Below are 25,895 nucleotides of genomic sequence, written 5' to 3' on the forward strand. Positions count from 1 at the left end.
GTGTCCGCATTTTATGAAGAATTATGAATAGCGAAATTGACCTAAGTTAGGTTTAGCTCAATAAAGTCGATATTTACCCCTTGCGAGTAAGGGTATCGGGTCGGGGTTAGTTCTTGTGACGACGATTCTGTACAAACAGCTCTTCAATTTCATGTTTTGGCTGCGGGCGATAAAAATGGAAGCCTTGAATCGCATTACATTGAAGGTTAGAGAGCAGGGTCGCTTGCTGATGGGTTTCCACCCCCTCGGCAACGACAGTTAAGTCGAGCGACTTACCTAGGTTAATGATGTTTTCAATCACAGTGACTTGTTTCGGTAGTGTGTCGATATCATTAATAAAAGCGCGGTCGATTTTTAGCTCGTCAATAGGGAAACGCGCTAAGTAAGAAAGAGAAGAGTAGCCGGTACCAAAGTCATCGATAGAGAGAGCGAAGCCAAGCTTTTTAATCGCATTCAACATCTGCAGTGTATGTTCGCTATCACTCATCACGGCACTTTCGGTTAGCTCGAAGGTAATGCAGCTTGGATCAAGCTCGGTAGTGCGAAGCAGCTTTTCCATAAAGTCGATCAGCTGTGGGTTGCCAAATTGCTCGGGAGAGAGGTTGATGGCGACACGGCCTGGCAGTATGCCTTGTTGCTTCCAACGTTTTACCGTATTGAAAACATCACGCATCACGACACGTCCAAGGTGTTCGATTAACCCAGCGCGCTCGGCGACAGGAATGAATGAGCCAGGACTAATGTACCCTTCAACTGGATGCTTCCAACGAACGAGCGCTTCTGCGCCGTTGATACTGAAGTCTCGCGCGTTAACCTTAGGTTGATACCACACTTCCAAACCGTTCTGCTGCAATGCTTTTTGCAGTTCGATTTCAAGCCACAAACGCATACGCGCTTCTTTGTTCATTTGATCGTTAAATTTGATCAGACGATTTCTACCACGATCTTTGGCTTCATACATCGCAGTATCGGCATTTTGTAGTAGGATTCGCGCATCTTGTCCGTCTTCAGGGTATCGAACGCTACCAATTGAACAGGCAAGGCGTTTGCTGAAGTGGTGCAAGTCGAAAGGTTGGTTGATCAACGAGATAATGCGATCGGACAAAATTTCAGCCATGCGGGTATTTTCTGGCTCCGGCAGAATGACGCCAAACTCATCGCCACCCAAATGACCAATAATCGCTTGGTTTGGTAGTAACCGTTTAAGACGGGCCGACACCTCTTGAATCACTTTATCGCCAATATGGTGACCAAGTGAGTCATTAATGTTTTTGAAGTTATCGATATCCAAATAGAACACCAGAAGCGGTGTTTGCTTTTTGATCAGCTGTTCCAAACGTTTGGTGAAGCCAAAGCGGTTGTAGAGTTTGGTGAGCGAGTCAATGTGTATGTCTTCATTCGATGCAGAAGACAGGTTTTTGGGCGCATCATCAGCATCTTGGATTAGGATAATTTGAGATTCGCTACCTAATATCGCCGTGGAATCCGCGTGTAGCTGAACTTTCCGTTCAAAGCCGCATCTTGCGCTGGTTAAGCAGACAAAAGGTTTGTCAGAAATTAATGTACTCAATCGATGACTAAATACCTTTTTACTGTTTTCATCGATGAATAAACGACTTAGTTCTTCGCCCAACAATTCATGAGGAGAGTTAAGTCCGAGAAGGCGCGCTGATGCGGGGTTCGCAGAGATGACAATATCATCTTCGATAAGCAGTAAGCCGTCTGGTAGCAGTTGTGTTAACTTCGCAAACTTACTTTCGGACTCTTCTAAGGAGCGAACGAGTATCTGCTTTTCTGAAGTATCGACAGCGTGAAAAACAACAAAGCGAATGTCGTTACCTTCAAAAACTGGCGAAAGACTAAAGTGAAGACTGGTTTCAAGGTCGGTTTCATCGAGCGTGATTTCGGCTTCGACATGTGCCCCTTTGAACGCGCGCTGATAGTATGGTGCAAGCTTCTTATAAAACTGCTCACCCAGCACTTGGCAATCGTTTAAGCCGACGATTTCCTCATGACTTAAACCTGCGATATCGCAGTAACGGTCACTTACCATTCGATAATTGTGTTTTTTATCAAGAATGGCAAAGAAGAAAGGGCTATTTGAGGTTAGCGTGGCAAACCAATGTTTTAATTGCTGGGAAGGCATTAGGGTATTACCGATCTCCAATGAGCCAGATTATTCGTCCGTGTATAAAAAGCGACACCCTGATAAGCCTGCGGCGGTCTACCACCAAGCTAAAGTGTTACTTGCCATTAAAGGGCTCGCGGTTTTAGCTGTGCAGTCGACAATCACATGGATACGCTCAGATAACTATAACTTTGAAAATACGGTTGTAAAAGTGTTTATCCACCTGTTCGCATCAATAATACACGTAAGTTCAAAAAAAGAAGCGTTAGTGAGCAATAAACCACCAATCTAAAATAAGCACTTTATTGATACATAACAGTAATCTCATCGCCACGATTGCTTAATATAAGCAACCTAATGACAAAGTAACGGATAATGAACGTGTTAAACAAGATTCGCAGTCAACTAGTAAAGAACGCAGCTAATATTTTGCGTTCTCCAGTCCAGTTATTACCACAGCCAATTCAGCAAAAAGCGTTGCTGGAAGGGCTAAAAATGGTGTTTAAAGAAGCCTTGGAAGATGGTGACTTTGAGTTCCTTGAAGACAAGTGGTTAAAAGTTGCGATTAAAGACTTGAACTTAGCATGGTACATCAGCTATCAAGACGAAAAATTGGTGGTAGCTGAAAAACCAGTTCAGGAAGATGTGAGTTTTAGTGGTAATCTAAACGACCTAGTACTGATTGCTGGTCGTAAAGAAGACCCTGACACACTGTTCTTCCAACGTCGCCTTTCAATTGAAGGTGATACTGAGCTTGGCTTAGAAGTGAAAAACTTAATGGACAGTGTCGACTTAGAGCAGTTACCGAAAGCAATGCAAGTCGCTTTGAATCAATTGGCTGATTTTGTTCAGAAAGGAGTTCAAGCGCCTGCACAACCAACCGGAGTAGCGAATGCTTATTCGAACTGAAGCCCCAGCGGACATTCTTACCATTGACCGCTTATTGAAACACGCCTTCCCGACGGAAGCTGAAGCTGAGCTTGTGATGCGTTTGCGCGAAAACAGCAAATTCACGCTTTCCTTAGTCGCGTGTACAGATGAGGGAGAGGTGATAGGCCATGCTTTATTTAGCCCTGTGACCTTAAACGGTGAAGATTTGTCATGGCAAGGGCTAGCGCCATTAGCTGTTCATGAAGATTACCGTCGCCAAGGCATCGCTGCAGAGTTGATCAAAGAAGGTTTTGATTCACTGCGTGATTTTGGCTACCCAGTGTGTGTGGTGTTGGGCGATCCTGATTATTACGCGCGCCAGGGTTTTCAATCATGCGACGAGATGGGCTTTGAATGTGCTTGGGATGTCCCTAAAGGTGCATTTCGAGTCGCAGAGTTGGTCGAAGGTCAATGTGCTGGACGCTCCGGACGCATAGACTATGCGCCAGAGTTCTCTGAACTGTAAATGAAAGAAGCCCACGACTAAGTGGGCTTCTTTCTTATTCACTGAAAACTGAGATAGGGAGGTTAGGATGACTGGTTACTTTTCTTTTTGCCCAGACCTCTATTTTCGCTTTTTTACTTACCCCTAGCAGGCTGAGTTTTGTGCTTCCCCAGCTACTGTAAGTCATTTCAATCTGTTTTAGCTTGGCTTCTTTTGTACCTGGAAGGCTCCAGGCACGAGTCGACAATCCGCTTGTTAGTACGCCCATAGAGGAAAGCTTTTTCTCACTACCATCTGTCATGACGACTTTTAAACCATTAATGTCTACCGTTCCTTGCACACATTTTAGTTTTATTTTACTGAAGCTTCGGTTTCGGAATAGGCTATTTGGTGTCACGGTATCTGTTTCTGTATGAAAGTTAACGGTTTTCGTTGCAATCAGCTCCCACTCATCGCTGTTATTAGCAAAAACACTCATGCTGGTGGCGGCTACCAGTGTGCAAAGTAGTAGCGTATTTAAGAATTTCATAATGTACCTCATATGTCATACCCAATGTGTGGCTGTTGGCAAAACGCTATGTTCAGGAATATCCAAATCATCTCATTGTGTTCAGGTGTTCCTTGAAGTCCTTTAGGTATAATCGCGATAATTTGATAGGATTGCCCTCGTTCAAATAGGTGACGGAAAATGTCAATTAACGAGAAACAGTATTTACGTGAAATGGGGATCAGCACATGGGAGCTGGTACACCCTGAAAGACTGGAAGGCTATCAATCGCCATTATTGGATTTGCAAAGTTCATGTAAACTCCTATTGGTATCGCCAATATGTCCAGAAAACGAGACGGCATTGATGTTTGAGCGCGTATTAAAAAGCATTAAGCTCACGCTTGATGATGCGCTACACCTAGAGCCTGAGCGCTTATCCATGCTGGGTGAACATCAGCTAGAGTGGGTGTGGTTTGCAGGCTGTGAGGCTGATAAAAGCATCAAGGCAAAGCACCTGACCTCGCCACTATTACAAGATATTGATGGTAATAACGAACAGCGCCGCGCATTGTGGCAACAAATCTGTTCGTACTCTTAACGGAGCTAATGCGTGACAATTGAAATTACGCCGATGCGTGCAGAGCACCTCGACCAAGTTTGGCAAATCGAGCAGCAAGCACATTCTCACCCTTGGGCCGAATCTTTGGTTCGTGACTTATCCAGTCGCGGTGCTTGCCACCATGTGATGCTGGAAGGCTCTCAAGTGGTTGGTTACTTCTATGGACAGAATATTGTTGGAGAAGTGACACTATTAAATATTGCAGTAGCGCCTTCTCAACAGGGCAGAGGGCTAGGGCAAAAATTGCTGGACGCGTTTATTGAACACTGTGAACAAGCCAAAGCAGAGAGTGCTTGGTTAGAAGTGCGTGAAAGTAATCACCCAGCTATCCATATTTATGAGCAAGCAGGTTTTAATGAAGTGGACCGTCGTTACAACTATTACCCAGCTAAATCGGGAAATGGTAAGGAAGACGCCATTATCATGAGTTACTTATTTTTGAGTTAGTTTTAGGCCGTTACTAATTACCTCATCAACACTTATGCTTTAAATGCGTATCCGGATTCGAGGCTTTTGAATATGTAATAATAATTTTTTGAATTTTTACATCTCTTTGTGTGGAGCTGGCTTTCCCTTGTTAGTTGCAGGTAAAGGCTGGTGAGCCGAGTAAATTCAGTTCATGTCTTTCCAGTTTGCTAGCACAGCGATAATAAGCGAGAATACCGCACAATATCGAATAGTAGATATGCTTGCCTATTTTGTGAGCATGAAAGTAATTTAGAAGATTAACTAATGTCAAATCCCCTTTTTTTAGGCGAAGTGTCTAAGCGCAGAACGTTCGCTATTATTTCTCACCCGGATGCGGGTAAAACCACCATTACTGAAAAAGTCCTTTTATTCGGAAACGCGATCCAAAAAGCAGGTACGGTTAAAGGTCGTGGTAACGCACAGCACGCAAAATCAGACTGGATGGAAATGGAAAAAGAACGTGGTATCTCGGTAACCACTTCTGTAATGCAGTTCCCTTACAATGACTGTCTGGTAAACCTACTTGATACGCCTGGACACGAAGACTTCTCGGAAGATACATACCGTACGTTAACGGCAGTAGACTCGTGTTTGATGGTTATCGATGCGGCGAAAGGTGTCGAGGATCGAACACGTAAGCTGATGGAAGTAACGCGTCTGCGTGACACGCCAATCGTAACCTTCATGAACAAACTTGACCGTGACGTTCGTGATCCAATGGAAGTATTGGACGAGGTAGAAAACGAGTTGGGCATGATGTGTGCGCCAATTACATGGCCAATCGGCTGTGGTAAAGAATTTAAAGGTGTGTACCACATTCACCGTGATGAAACGATTTTATACGAATCAGGTCACGGTCATGAGATTCAAGAAGTTCGAATCATCAAAGGTCTCGATAACCCAGAGCTTGATGAAAAAGTTGGTGCAGGCCTTGCGGAAAGTGTTCGAGAAGAGCTTGAACTTGTGATGGGCGCTTGCCCTGAGTTTGATTTGGAAATGTTCCTAACCGGTGATCTTACGCCAGTTTACTTCGGTACTGCATTAGGTAACTTTGGTGTGGATCATATGCTAGACGGTCTAACTGAATGGGCTCCAGCGCCGAAAACTCGTCAAGCGGTTGAACGTGAAGTCGAAGCGACTGAAGAGAAGTTCTCTGGTTTCGTATTTAAGATCCAAGCGAACATGGACCCAAAACACCGCGACCGTATCGCATTCATGCGTATTGTATCGGGCACTTACACGCAAGGTATGAAGATGAACCACGTTCGTCTTGGCAAGCAAGTGAGCATCTCTGATGCAGTGACCTTTATGGCTGGTGACCGTGCACGTGCAGAACACGCTTACGCCGGTGACATCATTGGCCTACACAACCACGGCACTATTCAGATTGGTGATACCTTTACGCAAGGTGAATCACTGAAGTTCTCTGGTATTCCGAACTTCGCTCCGGAACTATTCCGTCGTATTCGCCTGAAAGATCCACTAAAGCAGAAGCAGCTTCTCAAAGGTTTGGTTCAGCTATCAGAAGAAGGTGCGGTACAGGTATTCCGTCCTCTACAGAATAACGATCTGATCGTTGGTGCCGTTGGTGTACTTCAGTTCGATGTTGTTGTGGCTCGTTTGAAGTCTGAGTATAACGTTGAAGCGATTTATGAAGGCATTAACGTTGCAACTGCGCGTTGGGTTGAGTGTGGTGATGCGAAGAAACTGGATGAGTTCCAACGCAAGAATCAAGCGAACTTAGCATTGGATGGTGGTGATAACCTAACGTATATCGCTCCAACAATGGTTAACTTAAACTTAGCGAAAGAGCGTTTCCCTGACGTTGATTTCCGTGCGACGCGTGAGCACTAATTTGCGCGGTTAGGGTAAGCCTTAACGCAAACTAGATTTTAAAACGCCCTTGGCTATAAACTTAGCCAAGGGCGTTTTTATATAAGGATAAGATATGAACTGGTTTAAACGTGGGCTAAAGCGTTACGACAATTGGTGTAAAGAGATGGGGCTAACTCCCGATCAGAAACGCAGTTGTGTCCCATATCGAAAAGACCCTGCCCATCAAACTAAAGAGAAGAGTGAAGCCCAACCATCCTCTGATTTTCTGCCCGCAGATACAGATAAAAAGCGTCAAGATGAAGCTCTTTGATACGCACTGCCACTTTGATTTTGATGTGTTTCAAGATGACTTTGCGCATCAACTTGAGCTTGCTCAAACGCAAGGCGTCGCAAGAATTTTGATTCCTTCCGTCGGTCCGCAAAACTGGGCTCGTATTCAAACTTTGGCAGAGCAACATGCCAATTTGTATTATGCGCTCGGCTTTCATCCGTATTTTCTTGAAGATAACGTTGAGCAGCACCTTACAGAGCTAGAAGGCTATCTAAATCAAAAAGGGCCACAGTGCGTGGCAATAGGAGAGTGTGGTTTAGATTTTGCCATTGATGTTGATCCACAGTTGCAAGAAAAGACACTTGAAGTTCAATTTGAGCTGGCTAGACGCTTCGAACTCCCAGTTATTTTACATAGCCGAAAAGCGCACAATCGCCTCATTCAAATGGTGAAAGCGGCGAATCTCCCTAGAGGTGGTGTGCTACACGCTTTTTCTGGGAGTTATCAGCAAGCCATGGAGTGGGTCAAATTAGGTTTTTTTATCGGTGTAGGAGGAACGATTACCTACCCAAGAGCCAAGAAAACACGCGACGCAATTCAAAAATTACCACTCGAAAACCTAGTAATCGAAACAGACGCACCAGATATGCCTATACTTGGATATCAAGGGGAGTCAAATCACCCAGCCAAACTCATTCACGTCTTTAATGAGCTCGTAGAGTTGCATAACGGCCGAAAGCAATCGATTGCCTCTCAACTGTGGAAAAATAGCAATTTTGCTTTCTCGATATGTGAATAAAATCTAAAGATGTGGTTTGAAATCGAAAACGTTTTCCTGCTTATTGTGAATTAACTCACAAAGCTGGTTGAATCAATCATGAATCTTATAGGAAAGTGTGAGGCTGGCATTACTTTAATTGATTCTGCATGAGTATAATTGCCCCCGCTTTATAGCTCCATTTTGTAACACGCCAATAAATAACTTATAAGGAAGTCATAAACTATGAGCCTGTTTATGAGCCTAATCGGTATGGTAGTGCTTCTTGCGATTGCAGTGGCATTTTCTAACAACCGAAAAGCTATCAACTTTAGAACTGTGGGTGGCGCATTCGCTATCCAATTCGCATTAGGTGCATTTGTTCTGTATGTACCTTGGGGCCGTGATCTACTAAACGGTTTCTCTTCAGGTGTTTCTAACGTTATCAACTACGGTAACGATGGTTCATCATTCCTGTTCGGTGGTCTTGTTTCTGACAAGATGTTCGAAGTATTCGGCGGCGGCGGTTTCATCTTCGCATTCCGTGTTCTTCCTACACTGATCTTCTTCTCTGCACTGATTTCAGTTCTTTACTACATTGGCGTTATGCAATGGGTTATCAAGATTCTTGGTGGCGCACTACAAAAAGCGCTAGGCACTTCGCGTGCGGAATCAATGTCAGCAGCAGCTAACATTTTCGTAGGTCAAACTGAGGCACCTCTAGTTGTTCGCCCATTCGTTCCAAAAATGACTCAATCAGAGCTATTTGCGGTAATGTGTGGTGGTCTAGCTTCTGTTGCTGGTGGTGTACTAGCTGGTTACGCATCTATGGGTGTTCCACTAGAGTACCTAGTTGCGGCATCATTCATGGCAGCACCAGGTGGTCTACTGTTCGCTAAAATCCTTCACCCAGAGACTGACCAGCCTCACGAAAGTATCGAAGAAGCGATGGACGGCGGTGACGACAAACCAGTTAACGTAATCGACGCAGCTGCGGGCGGTGCGGCTTCTGGTCTACAACTTGCGCTTAACGTAGGTGCAATGCTAATCGCATTCGTTGGTCTAATCGCGCTAATCAACGGTATGCTAGGTGGCATCGGTGGTTGGTTCGGCATGCCAGAACTAACACTAGAGCTAATCCTAGGTTACGCGTTCTCTCCACTAGCATTCCTAATCGGTGTTCCATGGGCAGAAGCTGTAACAGCTGGTTCATTCATCGGTCAGAAAATCGTAGTGAACGAATTCGTTGCTTACTTGAACTTCACACCATACCTAGGTGAAAACGCTCAAGTAATCGCGGCAACTGGTGAAGTAATGTCTGAGAAGACAACAGCTATCATCTCATTCGCACTATGTGGTTTCGCGAACCTTTCTTCTATCGCGATTCTACTTGGTGGTCTAGGTAGCCTTGCACCAAACCGTCGTAGTGACATCGCTCGCATGGGTGTTAAAGCAGTTCTTGCAGGTACGTTGTCTAACCTTATGGCAGCGACAATTGCAGGCTTCTGCTTAAGCCTTGCAGCACTATAATTAGAATCGGTTCTTAATATATAGACGCCGTTTTACATCATGCCCTGTAGCAAGAGATTGCTGCGGGGCATTTTTCGTTTTTCGGGCTCCAAAATTTCATCGGGTGTTTGCCTTAGTCGAGGTATTACGCAGTCAATGGAATAGGGGCTAGGAAATTTTGAGATACAAACCGTTTGCGCTCTATTTGGTGCTACAGTTTTGCGGTGAAACTCTATAATGTATTAATCACAGGATAGTGGTTAAGCTTGATTCTTAATCACGTAATGAATATTACATAATCGATGGGCAAATGAATTGCCCTGCAATATCAGATCTAATAGGCGTTTTGCTTTGTGATGTGATATTAAAGACACCGCAATCATAGATTGTTGTGCCATAGGCCAAACTGGTACTGTGCGGTGACAAGGATAGCAATTGGCATATGATAAATTTTCGCTGTATATGCCGAGTCTTCAGGGAACCAAGTCCGTTCATTAATAGACTGTTTAGCCATTTACTCACATTGTCTCGACTTGTTGATTATAGTTAAAGACGTGATGTAAGGCTGAGTAGTGAATTTTTTGAATATTGATCGGAGATAGAAATGAGCGATTTAAAAGCAGCAGCGCTACGTGCACTTAAACTTATGGACCTAACTACGTTGAATGACGATGACACTGATGCAAAAGTGATCTCACTATGTCATGACGCGAAAACAGCAGTAGGCAACACAGCTGCAATTTGTATTTACCCTCGCTTTATTCCTATTGCTAAGAAGACACTTCGTGAGCAAGGTACGCCAGAGGTTCGTATTGCAACAGTAACGAACTTCCCACATGGTAACGACGACATTGAAATCGCAGTTGCTGAAACAAAAGCGGCGGTTGCTTACGGTGCAGACGAAGTTGACGTAGTTTTCCCTTACCGCGCGCTAATGGCGGGTGATGAGAAAGTAGGCTTCGAACTAGTTAAGCAATGTAAAGAAGCTTGTGGTGACATTCTTCTTAAAGTGATCATCGAAACAGGTGAACTAAAAGAAGAAGCACTAATCAAGAAAGCATCTCAAATCTGTATTGAAGCAGGTGCTGACTTCATTAAAACTTCAACTGGTAAAGTGCCAGTAAACGCAACACCAGAATACGCTCGCATGATGCTTGAAGTTATTCGCGACATGGGTGTTGCAGAAACTGTTGGTTTCAAACCAGCAGGTGGTGTGCGCACTGCTGAAGACGCAGCAGCATACCTAGCAATGGCTGACGAAATCCTAGGTGACAACTGGGTTGATGCTCGTCACTACCGTTTTGGTGCGTCTAGCCTGCTAACCAACCTACTAAATACATTAGAAGTATCGGACGACGTCGCTGATCCAACAGCGTACTAATTCCAATAATACGTCTGAACGGTAGCACCTAAACGGGTGCTACCAAACCTCTTCTATCCTACTACAACCATGGCTCAAAAGAGCTTGGGAGGCACTAATGTATTTACCACAAGAAATCATTCGTAAAAAACGTGACGGTGAAGTACTTACCGCAGACGAAATCAACTTCTTTATTCAAGGCGTAGCGAACAACACGGTATCTGAAGGTCAGATTGCGGCGTTTGCTATGACGATTTTCTTTAATGAAATGACCATGGATGAGCGCATCGCCTTAACGTGTGCAATGCGTGATTCGGGCATGGTTATCGACTGGAGCCACATGAACTTCGGTGGTCCAATTGTCGACAAACACTCAACCGGTGGTGTGGGTGACGTAACTTCTTTAATGCTTGGCCCAATGGTGGCAGCGTGTGGCGGTTTCGTACCTATGATCTCTGGCCGCGGTCTTGGTCATACAGGCGGTACGCTGGATAAACTTGAATCTATCCCTGGTTACAACATTACGCCGAGCAACGATGTTTTTGGTCAAGTAACCAAAGACGCTGGTGTGGCGATCATCGGTCAAACTGGTGACCTTGCTCCTGCGGATAAGCGTGTTTACGCGACTCGTGATATTACCGCAACGGTAGACAATATCTCCCTGATTACGGCGTCGATCCTTTCTAAGAAACTGGCGGCGGGTCTGGAATCGCTAGTGATGGACGTAAAAGTGGGTTCAGGTGCATTTATGCCAACTTACGAAGCGTCTGAAGAGCTAGCAAAATCAATCGTTGCGGTAGCAAACGGTGCTGGCACTAAGACTACGGCAATTCTTACGGACATGAATCAAGTATTGGCGTCTTCAGCGGGTAACGCGGTAGAAGTTCGTGAAGCGGTTCGTTTCTTAACGGGTGAATACCGTAACCCTCGTCTACTTGAAGTGACCATGGCTTCATGTGCTGAAATGTTAGTACTTGGCAAGCTTGCTGAGAACACAGAAGACGCACGCGCAAAACTGATGGAAGTGCTGGATAACGGCAAAGCGGCTGAGTGCTTCGGCAAGATGGTTGCTGGCTTAGGCGGCCCTGCGGACTTCGTAGAAAACTACGACAACTACTTAGAAAAAGCAGAAATCATCAAGCCAGTTTACGCAACAGAAACGGGCATTGTCTCTGCAATGGATACACGTGCTATCGGCATGGCTGTGGTTGCTATGGGTGGTGGTCGTCGAGTCGCTACTGATGAAATCGACTACGCAGTTGGTTTCGACGAGTTCATCCGCCTAGGTGAGGTCGCAGACAGTGATAAACCTCTTGCGGTCATCCACGCTCGCACTGAAGAGCAATGGGAAGAAGCGGCAAAAGCACTGCGCAGTGCAATCAAAGTAGGTGGTGAATACACGCCAACTCCAGAGGTTTACCGCCAAATTCGTGCAGAAGATATCTAATAGAACAAGTAATTACACAAGGCCTACTCAACCATAATAAAAAGCCGAGTGGGCCTAAGGAACGAGCAATGAAAAGAGCATTTATTTTAGTACTAGACTCATTCGGTATCGGTGCAACTGCCGATGCTAAAGAATTTGGTGATGTAGGTTCAGACACACTAGGTCACATCGCTGACCAATGTGAAAAAGGCTTAGCAGATAACGACAATCGCCAAGGTGCACTTCGCCTTCCAAATCTATCGAAACTTGGTTTGGCAATGGCGCATAAAGAATCGACAAGTCGCTTCGCTCCTGGACTAGACGCAGACGCTGAAATCATTGGTGCATACGGTCATGCAGCAGAGCTTTCTTCAGGTAAAGACACGCCGTCTGGTCACTGGGAAATCGCAGGTGTTCCTGTTCTGTTTGACTGGGGTTACTTCACTGACAAAGCAAACAGCTTCCCGAAAGAATTGACTGACCGCATTCTTGAGCGTGCGGGGCTTGACGGTTTCCTGGGTAACTGTCACGCGTCTGGTACTCAAGTTCTTGACGATCTTGGTGAAGAGCACATGAAGACTGGCAAACCAATCTTCTACACGTCTGCTGACTCTGTATTCCAAATCGCATGTCACGAAGAGACTTTCGGTCTAGACCGTCTACTAGAGCTTTGCCAAATCGCACGTGAAGAGCTAGAAGATTACAACATTGGTCGTGTTATCGCGCGCCCATTCGTTGGTGCTGGTAAAGGTCAATTTGAGCGTACAGGTAACCGTCGTGATCTTTCTGTAGAGCCACCATCAGCAACGGTTCTTCAGAAGCTCGTTGATGAGAAGCAAGGCAACGTGGTTTCTATTGGTAAGATTGCTGATATCTACGCAAACTGCGGCATCACTAAGAAAGTGAAAGCGACAGGTATCCCTGCATTGTTCGAAGCAACGCTAGAGCAAATCAAAGAAGCGGGCGACAACACGATCGTATTCACTAACTTTGTAGACTTCGACTCAGCTTACGGTCACCGTCGTGACGTAGCGGGTTACGCAGCGGCACTTGAGTACTTCGATGGTCGTATCAACGAAGTGCTAGAGATTATGGAAGAAGACGATGTGCTTATCCTAACGGCAGACCACGGCTGTGACCCAACATGGCCAGGCACTGACCATACTCGTGAGCACATCCCAGTATTGGTTTATGGTCAAAAAGTACCAGCTGGTTCTCTTGGCCGCCGCGAAACATTCGCAGATATCGGTCAAACATTGGCAAGTTACTTCGGTACTTCTCCAATGGATTACGGTAAGAACTTCCTATAATTAGTTAGGTTTTTGAAAACTAGGAGCTTGATTGCTCCTAGTTTTATGTTTGCAGTATGTAAATGCTGCTTGTCGGAAATGAGAATACTCTGGCTTATATCGCCTTAAGCGCGGAGCGCTAGAGAAAGGTTAAGGAAAAGAAAATGGCAACTCCACATATCAATGCTGAAATGGGTGCATTTGCAGACGTCGTACTGATGCCTGGCGATCCACTACGTGCAAAATACATCGCAGAGACTTTCCTTGAAGATGTCGTTCAAGTGTGTGACGTTCGTAATATGTTTGGTTACACAGGCACATACAAAGGCCGTAAGATCTCGGTAATGGGCCACGGTATGGGTATCCCATCATGCTCGATTTACGCGACTGAACTAATCAAAGACTTCGGCGTGAAGAAAATCATCCGTGTTGGCAGCTGTGGCGCAGTGAATGAAGACATCAAAGTGCGTGATGTTGTGATCGGCATGGGTGCATGTACTGACTCTAAAGTGAACCGTATCCGCTTTAAAGGTCATGACTTCGCGGCAATCGCAGACTACAACATGGTTCGTGCGGCAGAAGACGCTGCAAAAGCTCGCGGTATTGACGTTAAAGTTGGTAACCTATTCTCAGCAGAGCTTTTCTACACGCCAGATCCAGAAATGTTCGATGTAATGGACAAGTACGGCATTGTTGGTGTTGAAATGGAAGCGGCTGGTATTTACGGTGTTGCGGCAGAATACGGTGCAAAAGCTCTGACAATCTGTACGGTTTCTGATCATATCAAGACTGGCGAACAGACTACATCTGACGAGCGTCAAACGACATTCAACGACATGATGCTAATCGCACTAGATTCAGTATTGCTTGGTGACGAAGAGTAAGCGACGAAGAGTCATTCTATTTTTCGCTCTCAAGAGCTAAAAAAACAGCCCGCACATTGCGGGCTGTTTTTATATGAGTTGTTAGCGCTACCTAGTTACTTGGTTAGCAGCAGGTTTGGCGCTTTTTTACGACGTATCGGTTGTCGACGTAAAATCAAGATGAACAACATACCACAGACAAAGCTCATTAAGACCATCATGTACATATAACGATCGCTCTTGCGATAGTGGTGGTCAGAAATAGCCGTCACCCGGCCCGTCTCAAAGGTCACGCGAACAAAACCGATAAGCGCACCATCTGCAAAAACTGGTTCAACCAACTGCTGGCGACCAATGGAAGCTGTTGCCAAAGGCGTATCCAGGCCAAGAACTTCGCGTACCGATAATGCCTCTTCACTAGACGCTAAACGTACACCCTGTGCATCGTAGATTGTTGCATCAAACACTAAACGGTCTTGTGCTAGTTGGTTTGTTAGCTGAAGTAATCGTTCTTGATCTTTAGTTAAAATCATCTCACTGGCAGAAAGAGACGCCTGTGAAATCAAAACTTTGGTGAGTGTTTCAAGCTGTTGTGCTTGAATTTTCTCATTACCCTTACTGATCACAACACTGTTTTTTATTGTGATAAACAACATCACACACAGTAGGATTAGTGCCAGAATTCTTAGGGCATTCCTTACTGAGAACAAAGATTCACTCATGCTCTTTACTCATCCATTTAAAATAAAACAAAGACTTGCCTTTTTAGTTTGTTGAGGTAACGTTTTAGCAAAGTCATAAGGGATTATATACATGGACGCGTCAAAAAGCTTGCCTATCAGAAAACATACGACACTTTTAAAACGATTACCCGAGACTCGATTTGCCTCCCAATTAGATAAAGCAAAAGCAAACTGGATCGTATTTGCTGAGTACCTTTCGCCAAGTCACTTCGAAGACATTGATTTCTTCACCGGCTTTTACAACCCGATACTAGAAACGTGGAAAGTTGGCCAATATGAAGTAGCCCTGATGGCCGGAGAGTTGACTCCTCAACATGAAACGATCTTACAAAGTCTCAACCTAGATTACGCCTCGCTTAATGAAGTGCCCGATCTATCAACCCAAGGGTTGATTGTATTTGATATGGATTCAACGGCGATCCAGATAGAGTGTATTGATGAAATCGCGAAACTGGCAGGAGTAGGGGATGAGGTAGCGGAAGTCACTGAACGTGCCATGCAAGGTGAGCTGGATTTTGAGCAAAGTTTACGTCAGCGAGTTGGTAAGCTCAAAGGTGCCGATGAATCAATTCTTGAACAAGTTCGTTCCCAGTTACCATTCATGCCGGACTTTGAAGCGCTAATTGCGACGTTGAAAGCCTTGGGCTGGAAAACAGCGATTGCCTCCGGTGGTTTTACTTACTTCTCTGATTACATCAAAGATAAAGTCGACCTAGATTTTGCTCGTTCCAATCAATTAGAAATTATTGACGGCAAACTCACGGGTAACGTACTTGGCGATGTGGTAACGGCGCAGATGAAGTCAGACATTCTAGTGGAATTGGCGGATGAATATGAAATTGAGCAGCACAACACGGTCGCTGTCGGTGATGGCGCTAATGATCTTGTGATGATGTCGGTGGCAGGATTAGGGATTGCGTATCACGCAAAACCAAAAGTGGAAGCTCAAGCGCAATCTGCGATTCGCTTTGCTGGGTTAGGCGGTGTGCTCTGTATTTTATCTGGCGCATTGGTGAAGCAGCAAAAGGTTAGCTGGAAAGCTAAACCTTAACCATCCATTCAAAAACACCGCCAGAAAGGCGGTGTTTTTTTTCAATTTGGTATGACTTTGAATTTACTCGGTTAACTCCAATCTAATTACAACCTCTTCAGTAATGTCTTCAAATTCACTGTAACCAACGAGCGCCGTCAACTCTTTTTCTAACTTGCTTGCTTGATGTACACCAAATTGGGTTAAGTCACTTAAATCTTGTTGCAGTAATGATGTCATCGGATCGAAAATTGGCGCAGTAGAAAGGCGAATCACGTAAAAGTCACCCATCATTCGCGCTTTCTTTATAAATTGAATCCGCTCTTTTACGCTGTTGAACTCTTGATGAAGCTTTGACTCAATGCCTGTAATTTTATTGCCTACTTTTGCGGCGCTTATGTAGATATCCTGATGTCTGGCTTGAGCACCTTCTACACGTTTTATTGGCTCTGCGATTAATGTGCTTGTCCGGCCTTTAAAGATAGGTTCAAGTGACAACAGTTGGTCATGCCCAAGACGGGCAAAAAGCTCAATGTGTTTAGGTAGCGGCAAGTTCACCCCGATAACGGGGGTTTTGATTGAAGATGACGTACTCTTACTGATAAAAATGGGCGTGCTCAGCGTACGCGAGAGCAACATGCAGTGCAGCCTTTCAAGTAGAGCATTACTTGGTAGCGTCTCTTTTTGCGGGATTAGCTTGTCTTGATTGTGCTCGATAATGCTATTGAAAAAAGCGATTACCTTCATGGTTTGGCTGCTTTCATCAATAACTAGCTGCACGCTACAACCATCTGGGCTTACACGAATTACTCGGTATGGCACCGACATTAACGGCAATTTTTTATCGTAGAGTTGTAATTCTCGAAAGTTGATTCTTACCTCTTGCCCAGAACGTAACATCGTGGGCTCACTTAGCCTAATTCCGAGTCCTCGTTTGGAAAGGTCAACAGTACAGCCGCCTGTTTTAGTTTGTCCTGAGTACAACTCTAAAGGTGTTTTAAAACGATAACGAGGCTCTTTACGACGAGACTTTGCATCAAAATAAATGCCCTTTGGATTGCCGATAACTCTTCTCGGATGGCGAAACGCGTTTAACGTATTAGCGGGTAAGCGCGGCTTTTCAGTTAGCAGGTAATCCTGCCCTGACTTTTCGTCAGCAATTTCTTGCAAAATACCAATATGAGTCAGTGATTGAGACGTTTCTGCTAACTCTGGAGAGAATGCCGCTAGGTCTTCCTGTTCTTGCTCTGATAGTTCAAAGATTGAAATTCTAAAGGCGCGCCAACTCTCTCGTTTGCCACCTAAATGCCAAAATAGCTGGCGCTGTTCGCGAGTTGCTTCTGGGCGAAACATCGAATAGAAATAGGTTCGATTCTCGTGCTCGTGAGTAAATGAATAAAGGACATTGGTTGTTCCTTTAACACCAGGCTTAATGAGTGACGCGATGCGTTGCTCGTTGAATAAGGAACCAAACATTTGCTGGTTTCTCTCATCGTGCCAGTATTGCCAAAGCTTTTGATTGTTTGGCGTTAACATTGCTAATTTTAGGTCACTACCATCAAAGAATAGAGGCAAGCTGCTGGTGTGCTTTAGTGCGATGTGCTCATAACCGCGAGTTCGAGCTCGAATAATCTTGTCTTGATTGTCGTGACGAGCTCTTTTAACAGCACTGTTGAGCGCTTCATCTATCACTCTGGTGACGACATTGGTATCAGTTAAGCGTATGGTTCTGAGGTATCGAACTGAGTCATTTTCGTAACAGTCATCAACCGCGAGTATGCGGTATGCAAGCGGTTTCTCTATACCTGCAACGTTAGATTTGCTGGCAAATTCAGTAAACGTGACCTGAATAATTTCCCCAAGGTTATATTTAAATGCGCTAGGGACTTTGAACTTTGCGCCAGAGCTAGATAAATCAATGCTTAATCCATGAAGAAGCTGTCCTTTAGAACGGCAAATTTCAACTTGAGATTGGACTTTCAAGCGTTTTTCTTGGCGCTTTAAATCGTAGCCTAGGTGAACGGGTTCTGCTAAGAACGGGCTTTTAGGATCCGTTAACGATTGCGTTTTTTGCTGAGTAAGGCGCTTGCTCATTACGCGAAAGTTATTTCGCGTGTTGACCAATGCTTCCCACATTCCTTCCGTGTAGCAGCCAAACTTTTTGATGTTTTTATGGTAAGCGTTGAAAGCAACATCATCCAACCAATGTGGAATACCATCCAAAATATACTCGCGACATTCGCCTTGAACGCGACCTCGCAAATCAATGCTTTTTTTGCATGGAGCCATTAAGCGGTTAAGTTCCATTTTAACCAAAATTTTGGCCGAAGGCGGCTCTTCCTCGGTCAGTTGGCCAAGGACAAAGTCAAAGTCATTCGTACCGTAAACGGGAATGAGTCGTTCTGCGAGCGAGAGAATTTCAGATTGCTGCATTATTTCTGTTAGAGTATGTCGTTACTTTAAATTGTATCGGCTAAGCGAAGTAATACTTAAGTATATCAATAGTTCATTTCAGTTCAGGTCTGACTTGGCTGTGCTTAGTCACATTTGTAGAAAAAATTGAGGCATCATGGCGAAAGCAAAACGAGCGTATGTTTGTAATGATTGTGGCGCGGACTTTCCCCGTTGGCAGGGGCAGTGTAACGCATGTGGTGCATGGAATACGATAACAGAAGTACGTATCGCTGCATCGCCAACCGTTGCTCGCAATGAACGCTTAAGCGGCTACGCTGGTTCCGCAACAGAAGCTACGGTTCAAACGCTATCCGAAATTGATCTGCAAGAAGTACCTCGCTTCACCAGTGGGTTTAAAGAGCTTGACCGCGTGTTGGGTGGTGGTGTTGTGCCAGGTGCCGCAATTTTGATTGGTGGTAACCCTGGTGCAGGTAAATCAACCCTTCTGTTGCAAACCATGTGTAGTTTATCTGCGCAAATGCCAACGCTTTACGTAACCGGTGAAGAGTCATTACAGCAGGTGGCAATGCGTGCTTCCCGATTGGGCTTGCCGAAAGATCATTTAAAAATGCTATTGGAAACGAACGTCGACAAAATTTGCCAAATCGCCGAAAAAGAGCAGCCTCGTATAATGGTAATAGACTCGATTCAGGTGATGCACGTTTCTGATGTTCAATCGTCGCCTGGCAGTGTTGCTCAGGTACGTGAATCTGCGACGGCTCTGACACGATACGCAAAACAGAATAATGTTGCGGTATTTATTGTTGGTCACGTAACAAAAGATGGTACCCTTGCGGGCCCCAAAGTTCTTGAACACATTATCGACTGTTCGGTACTACTCGATGGTGGAACGGATAGCCGATTCCGCACTTTGCGTAGTCATAAAAACCGTTTTGGTGCTGTGAATGAGCTTGGTGTATTTGCAATGACAGGCCAAGGATTGAAGGAAGTGAGTAACCCATCAGCGATCTTCCTTTCTCGTGGTGAAGAAGAAACATCAGGCTCTTCAGTCATGGTGGTTTGGGAAGGCACGCGCCCTCTACTAGTAGAGATTCAAGCGCTGGTGGATTACTCGCAGTTAGCCAACCCTCGTCGTGTTGCGGTCGGCTTGGAGCAGAACCGCCTATCACTTTTGCTCGCTGTGTTGCATAAGCATGGTGGCTTACAAATGGCAGACCAAGATGTCTTTGTTAATGTGGTTGGCGGTGTTAAGGTGACGGAGACAAGCGCTGATCTTGCTTTAGTTATGGCGCTTTTATCGAGTTTTCGTGACCGTCCACTCCCTAAAGATGTGGTGATTTTTGGTGAGGTAGGGCTTGCGGGCGAAATCCGTCCAGTGCCAAGTGGGCAAGAGCGTTTGAATGAAGCGTTCAAACATGGTTTCAAGAAAGCCATCGTGCCAGCAGCCAACATGCCGAAAGGTGGCATCCCTGGCATGCAAATTCACGGCGTTAAGAAATTGTCGGAAGCGATAGAGGCTTTTGACGAGCTGTAATGCTCATAAGAATGGTATTTGTGCAATCACAAACTGTTCTATCCGTCCTCAATAAAATGCGAATAAAGTACATAAATTGCTGTGTTTGACTATGCTTTGGGGACGGAAATTTCACGTTAAAATTTTTTTTCTTCCATCCGCACGCAAGGGTATCAGTATTGACAGAATGTGATATACTCTGCGCGCACTTTATACCTTATTAACAGAGTAAGACAATGACTGATTTATCAAAATACAGAAACATTGGTATTTTTGCTCACGTAGACGCGGGTAAAACTACCTCTACAGAGCGTATCCTAAAGCTAACTGGTAAGATCCATAAGATCGGTGACACTCACGACGGTTCAACTACTACTGACTTCATGGAGCAGGAAGCTGAGCGTGGTATCACAATCCAGTCTGCAGCAACAACTTGTTTCTGGAACGATCACCGTCTAAACATCATCGATACTCCTGGACACGTTGACTTCACTATCGAAGTTTACCGTTCTCTAAAAGTACTTGACGGTGGTATCGGTGTATTCTGTGGTTCTGGTGGTGTTGAGCCTCAGTCAGAAACTAACTGGCGTTACGCTGACGAATCACACGTATCACGTCTGATCTTCGTTAACAAACTAGACCGTATGGGCGCAGATTTCTACAAAGTTGTAGATCAAGTACAGAACGTACTAGGTGCTACACCTCTAGTTATGACTCTACCTATCGGTATCGAAGAAGATTTCGTAGGTGTTGTAGACGTACTAAGCCAACAAGCTTACGTATGGGATGAGTCTGGCCAACCAGAGAACTACGAAGTTCAAGATATTCCAGCAGACATGGTAGAAAAAGCTGCTGAATACCGTGAAATGCTAATCGAAACTGCTCTAGAGCAAGACGAAGATCTAATGATGGCTTACCTAGAAGAAGGTGAAGAGCCATCTCTAGAAGACATCAAACGTTGTATCCGTAAAGGTACTCGTGATCTAGCATTCTTCCCAACTTACTGTGGTTCAGCGTACAAGAACAAAGGTATCCAACTTATTCTTGACGCGGTAATTGATTACCTACCATCTCCAACAGAAGTTGATCCACAGCCTCTAACTGATTCAGAGACTGGTGAGCCAACTGGTGAAGTTGCGACTGTATCTGCAGACGAGCCACTACGTGCTCTTGCATTTAAGATTATGGATGACCGCTTCGGTGCTCTAACCTTTATCCGCATCTACTCTGGTAAGATGAAGAAAGGTGACACAATCCTTAACTCTGCAACTGGTAAAACAGAGCGTATCGGCCGTATGGTTGAGATGCACGCGGACGAGCGTAACGAGATCGATTCAGCACAAGCTGGTGACATCATCGCTGTAGTTGGTATGAAGAACGTTCAAACTGGTCACACTCTATGTGATCCTAAGCACGAATGTACTCTTGAGCCAATGATCTTCCCAGATCCAGTAATCTCTATCGCAGTTAAGCCTAAAGATAAAGGCGGTTCTGAGAAGATGGGTATCGCGATCGGTAAAATGGTTGCAGAAGATCCATCATTCCAAGTTGAGACTGATGAAGATTCAGGCGAAACTATCCTGAAAGGTATGGGTGAACTTCACCTAGACATCAAGGTAGATATCCTTAAGCGTACTTACGGCGTTGAGCTAGAAGTTGGTGCTCCACAGGTTGCTTACCGTGAAACTATCACTCAAGCAATCGAAGATAGCTACACGCACAAGAAACAGTCTGGTGGTTCTGGTCAGTTCGGTAAGATCGACTACCGCATCAAACCAGGTGAGCCAAACTCTGGCTTCACGTTCAAATCTACAGTTGTTGGTGGTAACGTACCTAAAGAATTCTGGCCTGCAGTTGAGAAAGGCTTTGCGTCAATGATGGAGCACGGTGTTCTAGCTGGCTTCCCTACTCTAGACGTTGAAGTTGAACTATTCGACGGTGGTTTCCACGCAGTTGACTCTTCAGCTATCGCTTACGAAATCGCAGCGAAAGGTGCATTCCGTCAGTCTATGCCTAAAGCTGGCGCGCAACTTCTTGAGCCAATCATGAAAGTTGACGTGTTCACTCCAGAAGATCACGTTGGTGACGTAATCGGTGACCTTAACCGTCGTCGTGGTATGATCAAAGACCAACAAGCAGCGTCTACTGGCGTACGTATCAAGGGTGATGTACCTCTATCAGAAATGTTTGGTTACATCGGTACTCTACGTACTATGACTTCTGGTCGTGGTCAGTTCTCTATGGAGTTCTCACACTACGCACCATGTCCAACAAACGTTGCAGAGCAAGTAATTGCTGACGTTAAAGAGCGTAACGCTAAGAAGTAATTCTTAAGTTAACTCTATAACTTGAAAGCCCCGCTTAGTGCGGGGCTTTTTGTATTTAGCAGTCTTATACGCAGAGTGTGTTTGTTTTATTCCTATTTAGCGTTTGTTTTGACGATTGTTATGATGCCGTTCTAGTACTGTTGCCTTTTAGGTCAATGGTCTTAAAGTCTGGTACCACTGACTTTTCAAATATTTCTATTTCTTCCTTCAACCATTGCGCAAACAATTGAGCTTTAGGTCTTTTTAAGTAGCCTTTTGGCGCACACAAGTAATACGCAAAGTTGGGCTTGATAGCGATATCTCCAATTCGGACCAATTTGCCAGAACGAAAATATTGATGGGCTAAACTGTGTTTTACTAATGCCACGCCTTGAAGTGATAGTGCAGCCTCAAGCACGAGATGTGATCCACTGTATTTTAAGGTAGGCTTTGCTGCGCAGTGACCCAAGGTTGCTAACCACATATTCCAATCAAGATCAGGCCAAACATCTTCAATCAGCTCAGCTTTGCTTAAATCCTCGATGTTATAGATCCCGTGCTCTTTCTGGTACACCGGATGACAAGCAGGATAAAAAGCTTCGTCCATCAGCCATTGTGATTCTAAATTGGGATATTTTCCTAAACCGTAACGAACACATAAATCTATCTGACTATCTTGAAAAGACACCAAATCATTGGTTGGTTCTAATAGCAAGGCGATATCAGGGTGACGCTGGCGAAAAGCCGTAATTTTCGGGACTAACCAATGATGAGCGAAAGAGGGGAGTGTTGATATCGAAAGGTGGTTCGGGGTTGGATCTTGATTGACTAATCTAACCCCTTGCTGCAAATGAGCAAACCCTCTTTCTGCCTGACTAAACAGTAGCTCTCCCTCTGGTGTGAGCACGATTTTTCTGTGCTGACGAACAAATAGGTCCGTGCCTAAGAACTCTTCTAAATGACGAATTTGCTGACTAATGGCCGCTGGCGTAACAAACAGTTCTTTTGCTGCCGTTTTAAAGCTTCCTTCCTTTGCTGCAACGAAAAAGTAATACAAGCCCTGTAAGGGAGGCATTCGATCTTTCACATTAGTTTTCCTTAACTCTATGGCAGATTCTATCGTTTGAGGATATCAGCGTAGTCGCTGATTATTAAGTGGTCAACATTGTATAGGGATCTTTGAAATGGGAAACATGACACACACTTGTGAGCGTACTGTACCTACTGCCCATCAGAGCGGGTTACAGTTAATTTATTCTAAACTGGCGGCTTGGAGAAGGAACTATAAGACACGTCGTCACTTGAGAGAGTTACCAAAGCACCTTTGGGACGATATTGGATTAGGTGAAAGGGAGATTAGTTGTGAAGTGAGTAAGCCATTCTGGAGAGAGTAGTCTATGAGTTTGATTCAAGCTCAAAGTTAAGTTGCACTCCCCAATGGTGTTGAGGAGTGCAAGCAAAATTACAAGTCTTCTTCCCACACGACCAATTCATCTTTTGGCCAATTGTGGCCTATCTCATGATACTTTTGTTCGAGCACATGACGTTTAATTTTAAGCGTTGGCGTCAGTACGCCATTTTCTATACTCCAAGGTTCTTTAATCATTAACACACCTTTGATTTGCTCATGAGAGGCGAGTTCTTGATTCATCCTGGCAATAACTTTACGTGTGGTACGTGCGTATCGCTCTCGATCAAAGTTAGGGAAGTCATGTGGCACAACCAAAAGAATCGGAGCGGGTAGCCCTAAACCGATGAGACACATCATCTCTACGCGACTGTACTCGAAAAGCTTTTTCTCGATAGGAACCGGAGAGACAAATTTACCTTTGGCGGTTTTGAAGTTATCTTTTTTACGGCCTTGAATCGTTAGATAACCATCTGAGTCGATAGCGCCGATATCGCCTGTGTGTAGCCAGCCCTCTGAATCAAAAGACTCTTGGGTGGCAATATCATTTTTGTAGTAGCCAGAAAATAGCCCTTTGCCACGCACCATGATTTCATCATCGGCTGCGATTTTTAACTCAATGCCTGGCCCTGCATTACCGACACTACCAATTTTGTCAGCTCTAAATGGGTAGTTGAGCGTGCTGTAGGCAAATGATTCCGTCATCCCCCAAGCCTCTGTGATATCAAGGCCCACTGAGTGGTACCATTCCAACAGCGCTGGCGAGACAGGTGCAGAGCCACAGCCTAATACTCGAGCCTGATCTAAACCGAGACCATCTGCTAGCTTTTTCTTGATCAAAGAATTGACGAATGGGATTTTCAACAGAATATTGAGCTTCTTCTGTGGAAGTTTGTCTTGAATACGTTGCTGGAATAGCGTCCATAATCGTGGGACGGAGATAAACAGAGTTGGTCGGTGCATCTTCACATCTTCGATAAAAGTGTCCAGTGACTCTGGAAATGCTGTTGGCACGCCACCCATAATCGATGAACCGAAGATATAAACACGCTCTGTAATATGAGCGAGCGGTAAATAAGAGAACAATCGGTCGTTTTCTTGGATACCAATATGATTGATCAGTTGCTGAACAGACCAACTGAATGCGCCGTAAGTTAGCATCGCGCCTTTCGGTAACCCTGATGTGCCTGAGGTATACACCAACGACATTAGCTTGTCATCGTAATGCTGCGGACGCTCTTCACTTGGCACTGCATCAGCAATGAGCGCTTGGTATTCGTGCTTACACTTAGGTGCCGTGTCATAAGGTAGAGCGATGCTAATGAGTTCAGGCATAGCATCAATGACTTGCTGAGTTGCTTTGGGATCATCGAGTTTTCCGCCAATGATCGCTTTACTTTCACTATGAGTCACACAGTATTCGATGGTGTCTGCACCGGCGGTAGGAAAGATTGGCACACTGACATAGTCACCAAGCATCATAGCAAGATCGCAAATAAACCATTCTGCACAGTTTTTAGATACTAACGCAACTTTGTCGCCAGGCTTTACACCAAGCGAGCGTAGTGCGCTGACAAGTTTTAAGGCTTGATCTGCAACATCAGAGAATGTGTACTCAACAAACTGTCGGTTAATAATTTGTTTTAGGTAGACCTCATTTGGACGCTCTTGAGCCCATTTGAGGATCATTTCATTTGGTGGTGGGAGAGCGCAACCAGCAGCGCTATTTAGATTCGGCTGATTCATTTTAAGTGACTCCATGTCTTCTCATTGTATTTATAATTGTTAACGCATTGTTAACTTTAGCATGTTAAATCGCGACACGGGAATGCATTTTGATGAAATATGTGGGGAAGATAGCGTTAGTTATGGTTGAAGTCGGAGCGACTCGATCTAAAAAGCAATGTGATTGATGCTACGCAAAAGAGAACAGGCTTTTCAGCTGTTATGTCATACCGACTTCATACTAAGAGCACAGGTAAGCAATTTATTTTATTAATAATATTGCGAAAACATAGAATCTATCCTAATTATTTATTAACTAGTGGCTTAGTGTTGAAGATAAGTATAAATGTCTCCTAATTTCTTCA

The 25,895-nt window shown here is 44.7% G+C and carries 23 protein-coding genes; 16 read left to right on the top strand and 7 right to left on the bottom strand.

The features are described from left to right. Window positions 1-106: 106 nt before the first annotated feature. The gene (locus tag R7E38_RS04955) at window positions 107-2,146 is read right to left on the bottom strand and encodes a bifunctional diguanylate cyclase/phosphodiesterase (protein ID WP_005380112.1); all 2,040 of its coding nucleotides are present in this window, start codon (window positions 2,144-2,146) and stop codon (window positions 107-109) included. Between the two features lie 363 nt (window positions 2,147-2,509). Between R7E38_RS04955 and R7E38_RS04960 the strand changes: the two genes are divergently transcribed. Continuing rightward, a complete protein-coding gene (locus R7E38_RS04960; protein ID WP_005394645.1) occupies window positions 2,510-3,037 on the top strand; it encodes a ubiquinone anaerobic biosynthesis accessory factor UbiT in 528 nt (175 codons plus the stop codon). Then, window positions 3,021-3,524 carry a GNAT family N-acetyltransferase gene (locus tag R7E38_RS04965; protein ID WP_005380119.1) on the top strand — a complete coding sequence of 168 codons (504 nt, stop codon included), beginning with the start codon at window positions 3,021-3,023 and terminating at the stop codon, window positions 3,522-3,524. Before R7E38_RS04960 ends, R7E38_RS04965 begins: the two co-directional genes overlap by 17 nt. 34 nt (window positions 3,525-3,558) lie before the next feature. Here R7E38_RS04965 and R7E38_RS04970 read toward each other — a convergent pair whose 3' ends face one another. Next, window positions 3,559-4,032 (bottom strand): hypothetical protein, encoded by a 474-nt coding sequence (locus tag R7E38_RS04970; protein ID WP_226083660.1) that lies wholly within the window; start codon window positions 4,030-4,032, stop codon window positions 3,559-3,561. Between the two features lie 159 nt (window positions 4,033-4,191). Here R7E38_RS04970 and R7E38_RS04975 point away from each other — a divergent pair, with 159 nt between their 5' ends. From R7E38_RS04975 to R7E38_RS05000, 6 genes are all read left to right on the top strand, one after another. Further along, complete coding sequence (locus tag R7E38_RS04975) at window positions 4,192-4,590, top strand: DNA polymerase III subunit psi (RefSeq protein WP_017635885.1); 399 nt, start codon at window positions 4,192-4,194, stop codon at window positions 4,588-4,590. A gap of 12 nt (window positions 4,591-4,602) precedes the next feature. Then, window positions 4,603-5,058, top strand: coding sequence for a ribosomal protein S18-alanine N-acetyltransferase (gene rimI, locus R7E38_RS04980; protein WP_005386430.1), 456 nt, complete (start codon window positions 4,603-4,605; stop codon window positions 5,056-5,058). A gap of 285 nt (window positions 5,059-5,343) precedes the next feature. Continuing rightward, a complete protein-coding gene (prfC, locus tag R7E38_RS04985) occupies window positions 5,344-6,933 on the top strand; it encodes a peptide chain release factor 3 (protein WP_005380123.1) in 1,590 nt (529 codons plus the stop codon). A 94-nt stretch (window positions 6,934-7,027) separates the two neighbouring features. Further along, on the top strand, window positions 7,028-7,225 hold the full coding sequence (locus R7E38_RS04990; RefSeq protein ID WP_064376469.1) for a DUF5363 family protein: 198 nt from the start codon (window positions 7,028-7,030) through the stop codon (window positions 7,223-7,225). Further along, on the top strand, window positions 7,212-7,985 hold the full coding sequence (locus R7E38_RS04995; RefSeq protein WP_033905570.1) for a TatD family hydrolase: 774 nt from the start codon (window positions 7,212-7,214) through the stop codon (window positions 7,983-7,985). The genes R7E38_RS04990 and R7E38_RS04995 overlap by 14 nt, the downstream gene beginning before the upstream one ends. 204 nt (window positions 7,986-8,189) lie before the next feature. Further along, window positions 8,190-9,473, top strand: a complete 1,284-nt coding sequence (locus R7E38_RS05000; RefSeq protein WP_005380131.1) for a NupC/NupG family nucleoside CNT transporter — start codon at window positions 8,190-8,192, stop codon at window positions 9,471-9,473. Between the two features lie 358 nt (window positions 9,474-9,831). Here R7E38_RS05000 and R7E38_RS05005 read toward each other — a convergent pair whose 3' ends face one another. Then, window positions 9,832-9,966, bottom strand: a complete 135-nt coding sequence (locus R7E38_RS05005) for a hypothetical protein (RefSeq protein ID WP_005391675.1) — start codon at window positions 9,964-9,966, stop codon at window positions 9,832-9,834. A gap of 90 nt (window positions 9,967-10,056) precedes the next feature. Here R7E38_RS05005 and deoC point away from each other — a divergent pair, with 90 nt between their 5' ends. The 4 genes from deoC (at window position 10,057) to deoD (ending at window position 14,411) form a co-directional block, all read left to right on the top strand. After that, the gene (deoC, locus tag R7E38_RS05010) at window positions 10,057-10,833 is read left to right on the top strand and encodes a deoxyribose-phosphate aldolase (protein ID WP_005380133.1); all 777 of its coding nucleotides are present in this window, start codon (window positions 10,057-10,059) and stop codon (window positions 10,831-10,833) included. A 97-nt stretch (window positions 10,834-10,930) separates the two neighbouring features. Then, the gene (deoA, locus tag R7E38_RS05015; RefSeq protein ID WP_005380134.1) at window positions 10,931-12,259 is read left to right on the top strand and encodes a thymidine phosphorylase; all 1,329 of its coding nucleotides are present in this window, start codon (window positions 10,931-10,933) and stop codon (window positions 12,257-12,259) included. 68 nt (window positions 12,260-12,327) lie between these two features. Then, entirely contained in the window at window positions 12,328-13,548 is a 1,221-nt protein-coding gene (locus R7E38_RS05020; RefSeq protein WP_226083507.1) for a phosphopentomutase, read from the top strand. 143 nt (window positions 13,549-13,691) lie between these two features. After that, the gene (deoD, locus tag R7E38_RS05025; RefSeq protein ID WP_005380140.1) at window positions 13,692-14,411 is read left to right on the top strand and encodes a purine-nucleoside phosphorylase; all 720 of its coding nucleotides are present in this window, start codon (window positions 13,692-13,694) and stop codon (window positions 14,409-14,411) included. 95 nt (window positions 14,412-14,506) lie between these two features. On the opposite strand, the gene R7E38_RS05030 is transcribed toward deoD, so the two are convergent. Beyond that, on the bottom strand, window positions 14,507-15,112 hold the full coding sequence (locus R7E38_RS05030) for a YtjB family periplasmic protein (protein ID WP_005391677.1): 606 nt from the start codon (window positions 15,110-15,112) through the stop codon (window positions 14,507-14,509). A gap of 91 nt (window positions 15,113-15,203) precedes the next feature. Here R7E38_RS05030 and serB point away from each other — a divergent pair, with 91 nt between their 5' ends. Then, window positions 15,204-16,184 carry a phosphoserine phosphatase gene (serB, locus tag R7E38_RS05035; RefSeq protein WP_005386439.1) on the top strand — a complete coding sequence of 327 codons (981 nt, stop codon included), beginning with the start codon at window positions 15,204-15,206 and terminating at the stop codon, window positions 16,182-16,184. A gap of 63 nt (window positions 16,185-16,247) precedes the next feature. On the opposite strand, the gene R7E38_RS05040 is transcribed toward serB, so the two are convergent. Next, a complete protein-coding gene (locus tag R7E38_RS05040; protein ID WP_206953300.1) occupies window positions 16,248-18,596 on the bottom strand; it encodes a PilZ domain-containing protein in 2,349 nt (782 codons plus the stop codon). A gap of 136 nt (window positions 18,597-18,732) precedes the next feature. On the opposite strand from R7E38_RS05040, the gene radA reads away from it, so the two are divergent. Beyond that, the gene (gene radA, locus R7E38_RS05045; protein ID WP_226083504.1) at window positions 18,733-20,112 is read left to right on the top strand and encodes a DNA repair protein RadA; all 1,380 of its coding nucleotides are present in this window, start codon (window positions 18,733-18,735) and stop codon (window positions 20,110-20,112) included. A 215-nt stretch (window positions 20,113-20,327) separates the two neighbouring features. Continuing rightward, on the top strand, window positions 20,328-22,418 hold the full coding sequence (gene fusA / locus R7E38_RS05050; RefSeq protein WP_005386444.1) for an elongation factor G: 2,091 nt from the start codon (window positions 20,328-20,330) through the stop codon (window positions 22,416-22,418). A gap of 118 nt (window positions 22,419-22,536) precedes the next feature. Here the strand turns inward: fusA and R7E38_RS05055 are convergent, their stop codons facing one another. Beyond that, a complete protein-coding gene (locus R7E38_RS05055) occupies window positions 22,537-23,484 on the bottom strand; it encodes a LysR substrate-binding domain-containing protein (protein ID WP_318081688.1) in 948 nt (315 codons plus the stop codon). A 106-nt stretch (window positions 23,485-23,590) separates the two neighbouring features. On the opposite strand from R7E38_RS05055, the gene R7E38_RS05060 reads away from it, so the two are divergent. Then, window positions 23,591-23,791: a DUF1127 domain-containing protein gene (locus R7E38_RS05060; RefSeq protein WP_226083547.1), complete on the top strand. Its 201-nt coding sequence runs from the start codon at window positions 23,591-23,593 to the stop codon at window positions 23,789-23,791. A gap of 68 nt (window positions 23,792-23,859) precedes the next feature. On the opposite strand, the gene R7E38_RS05065 is transcribed toward R7E38_RS05060, so the two are convergent. Beyond that, a complete protein-coding gene (locus R7E38_RS05065; RefSeq protein ID WP_031779037.1) occupies window positions 23,860-25,551 on the bottom strand; it encodes an AMP-binding protein in 1,692 nt (563 codons plus the stop codon). Between the last annotated feature and the right edge of the window lie 344 nt (window positions 25,552-25,895).

The sequence above is a fragment of the Vibrio sp. Vb2131 genome (assembly GCF_033338535.1).
In the GTDB taxonomy this organism is placed as follows: Bacteria; Pseudomonadota; Gammaproteobacteria; order Enterobacterales; family Vibrionaceae; genus Vibrio; species Vibrio alginolyticus.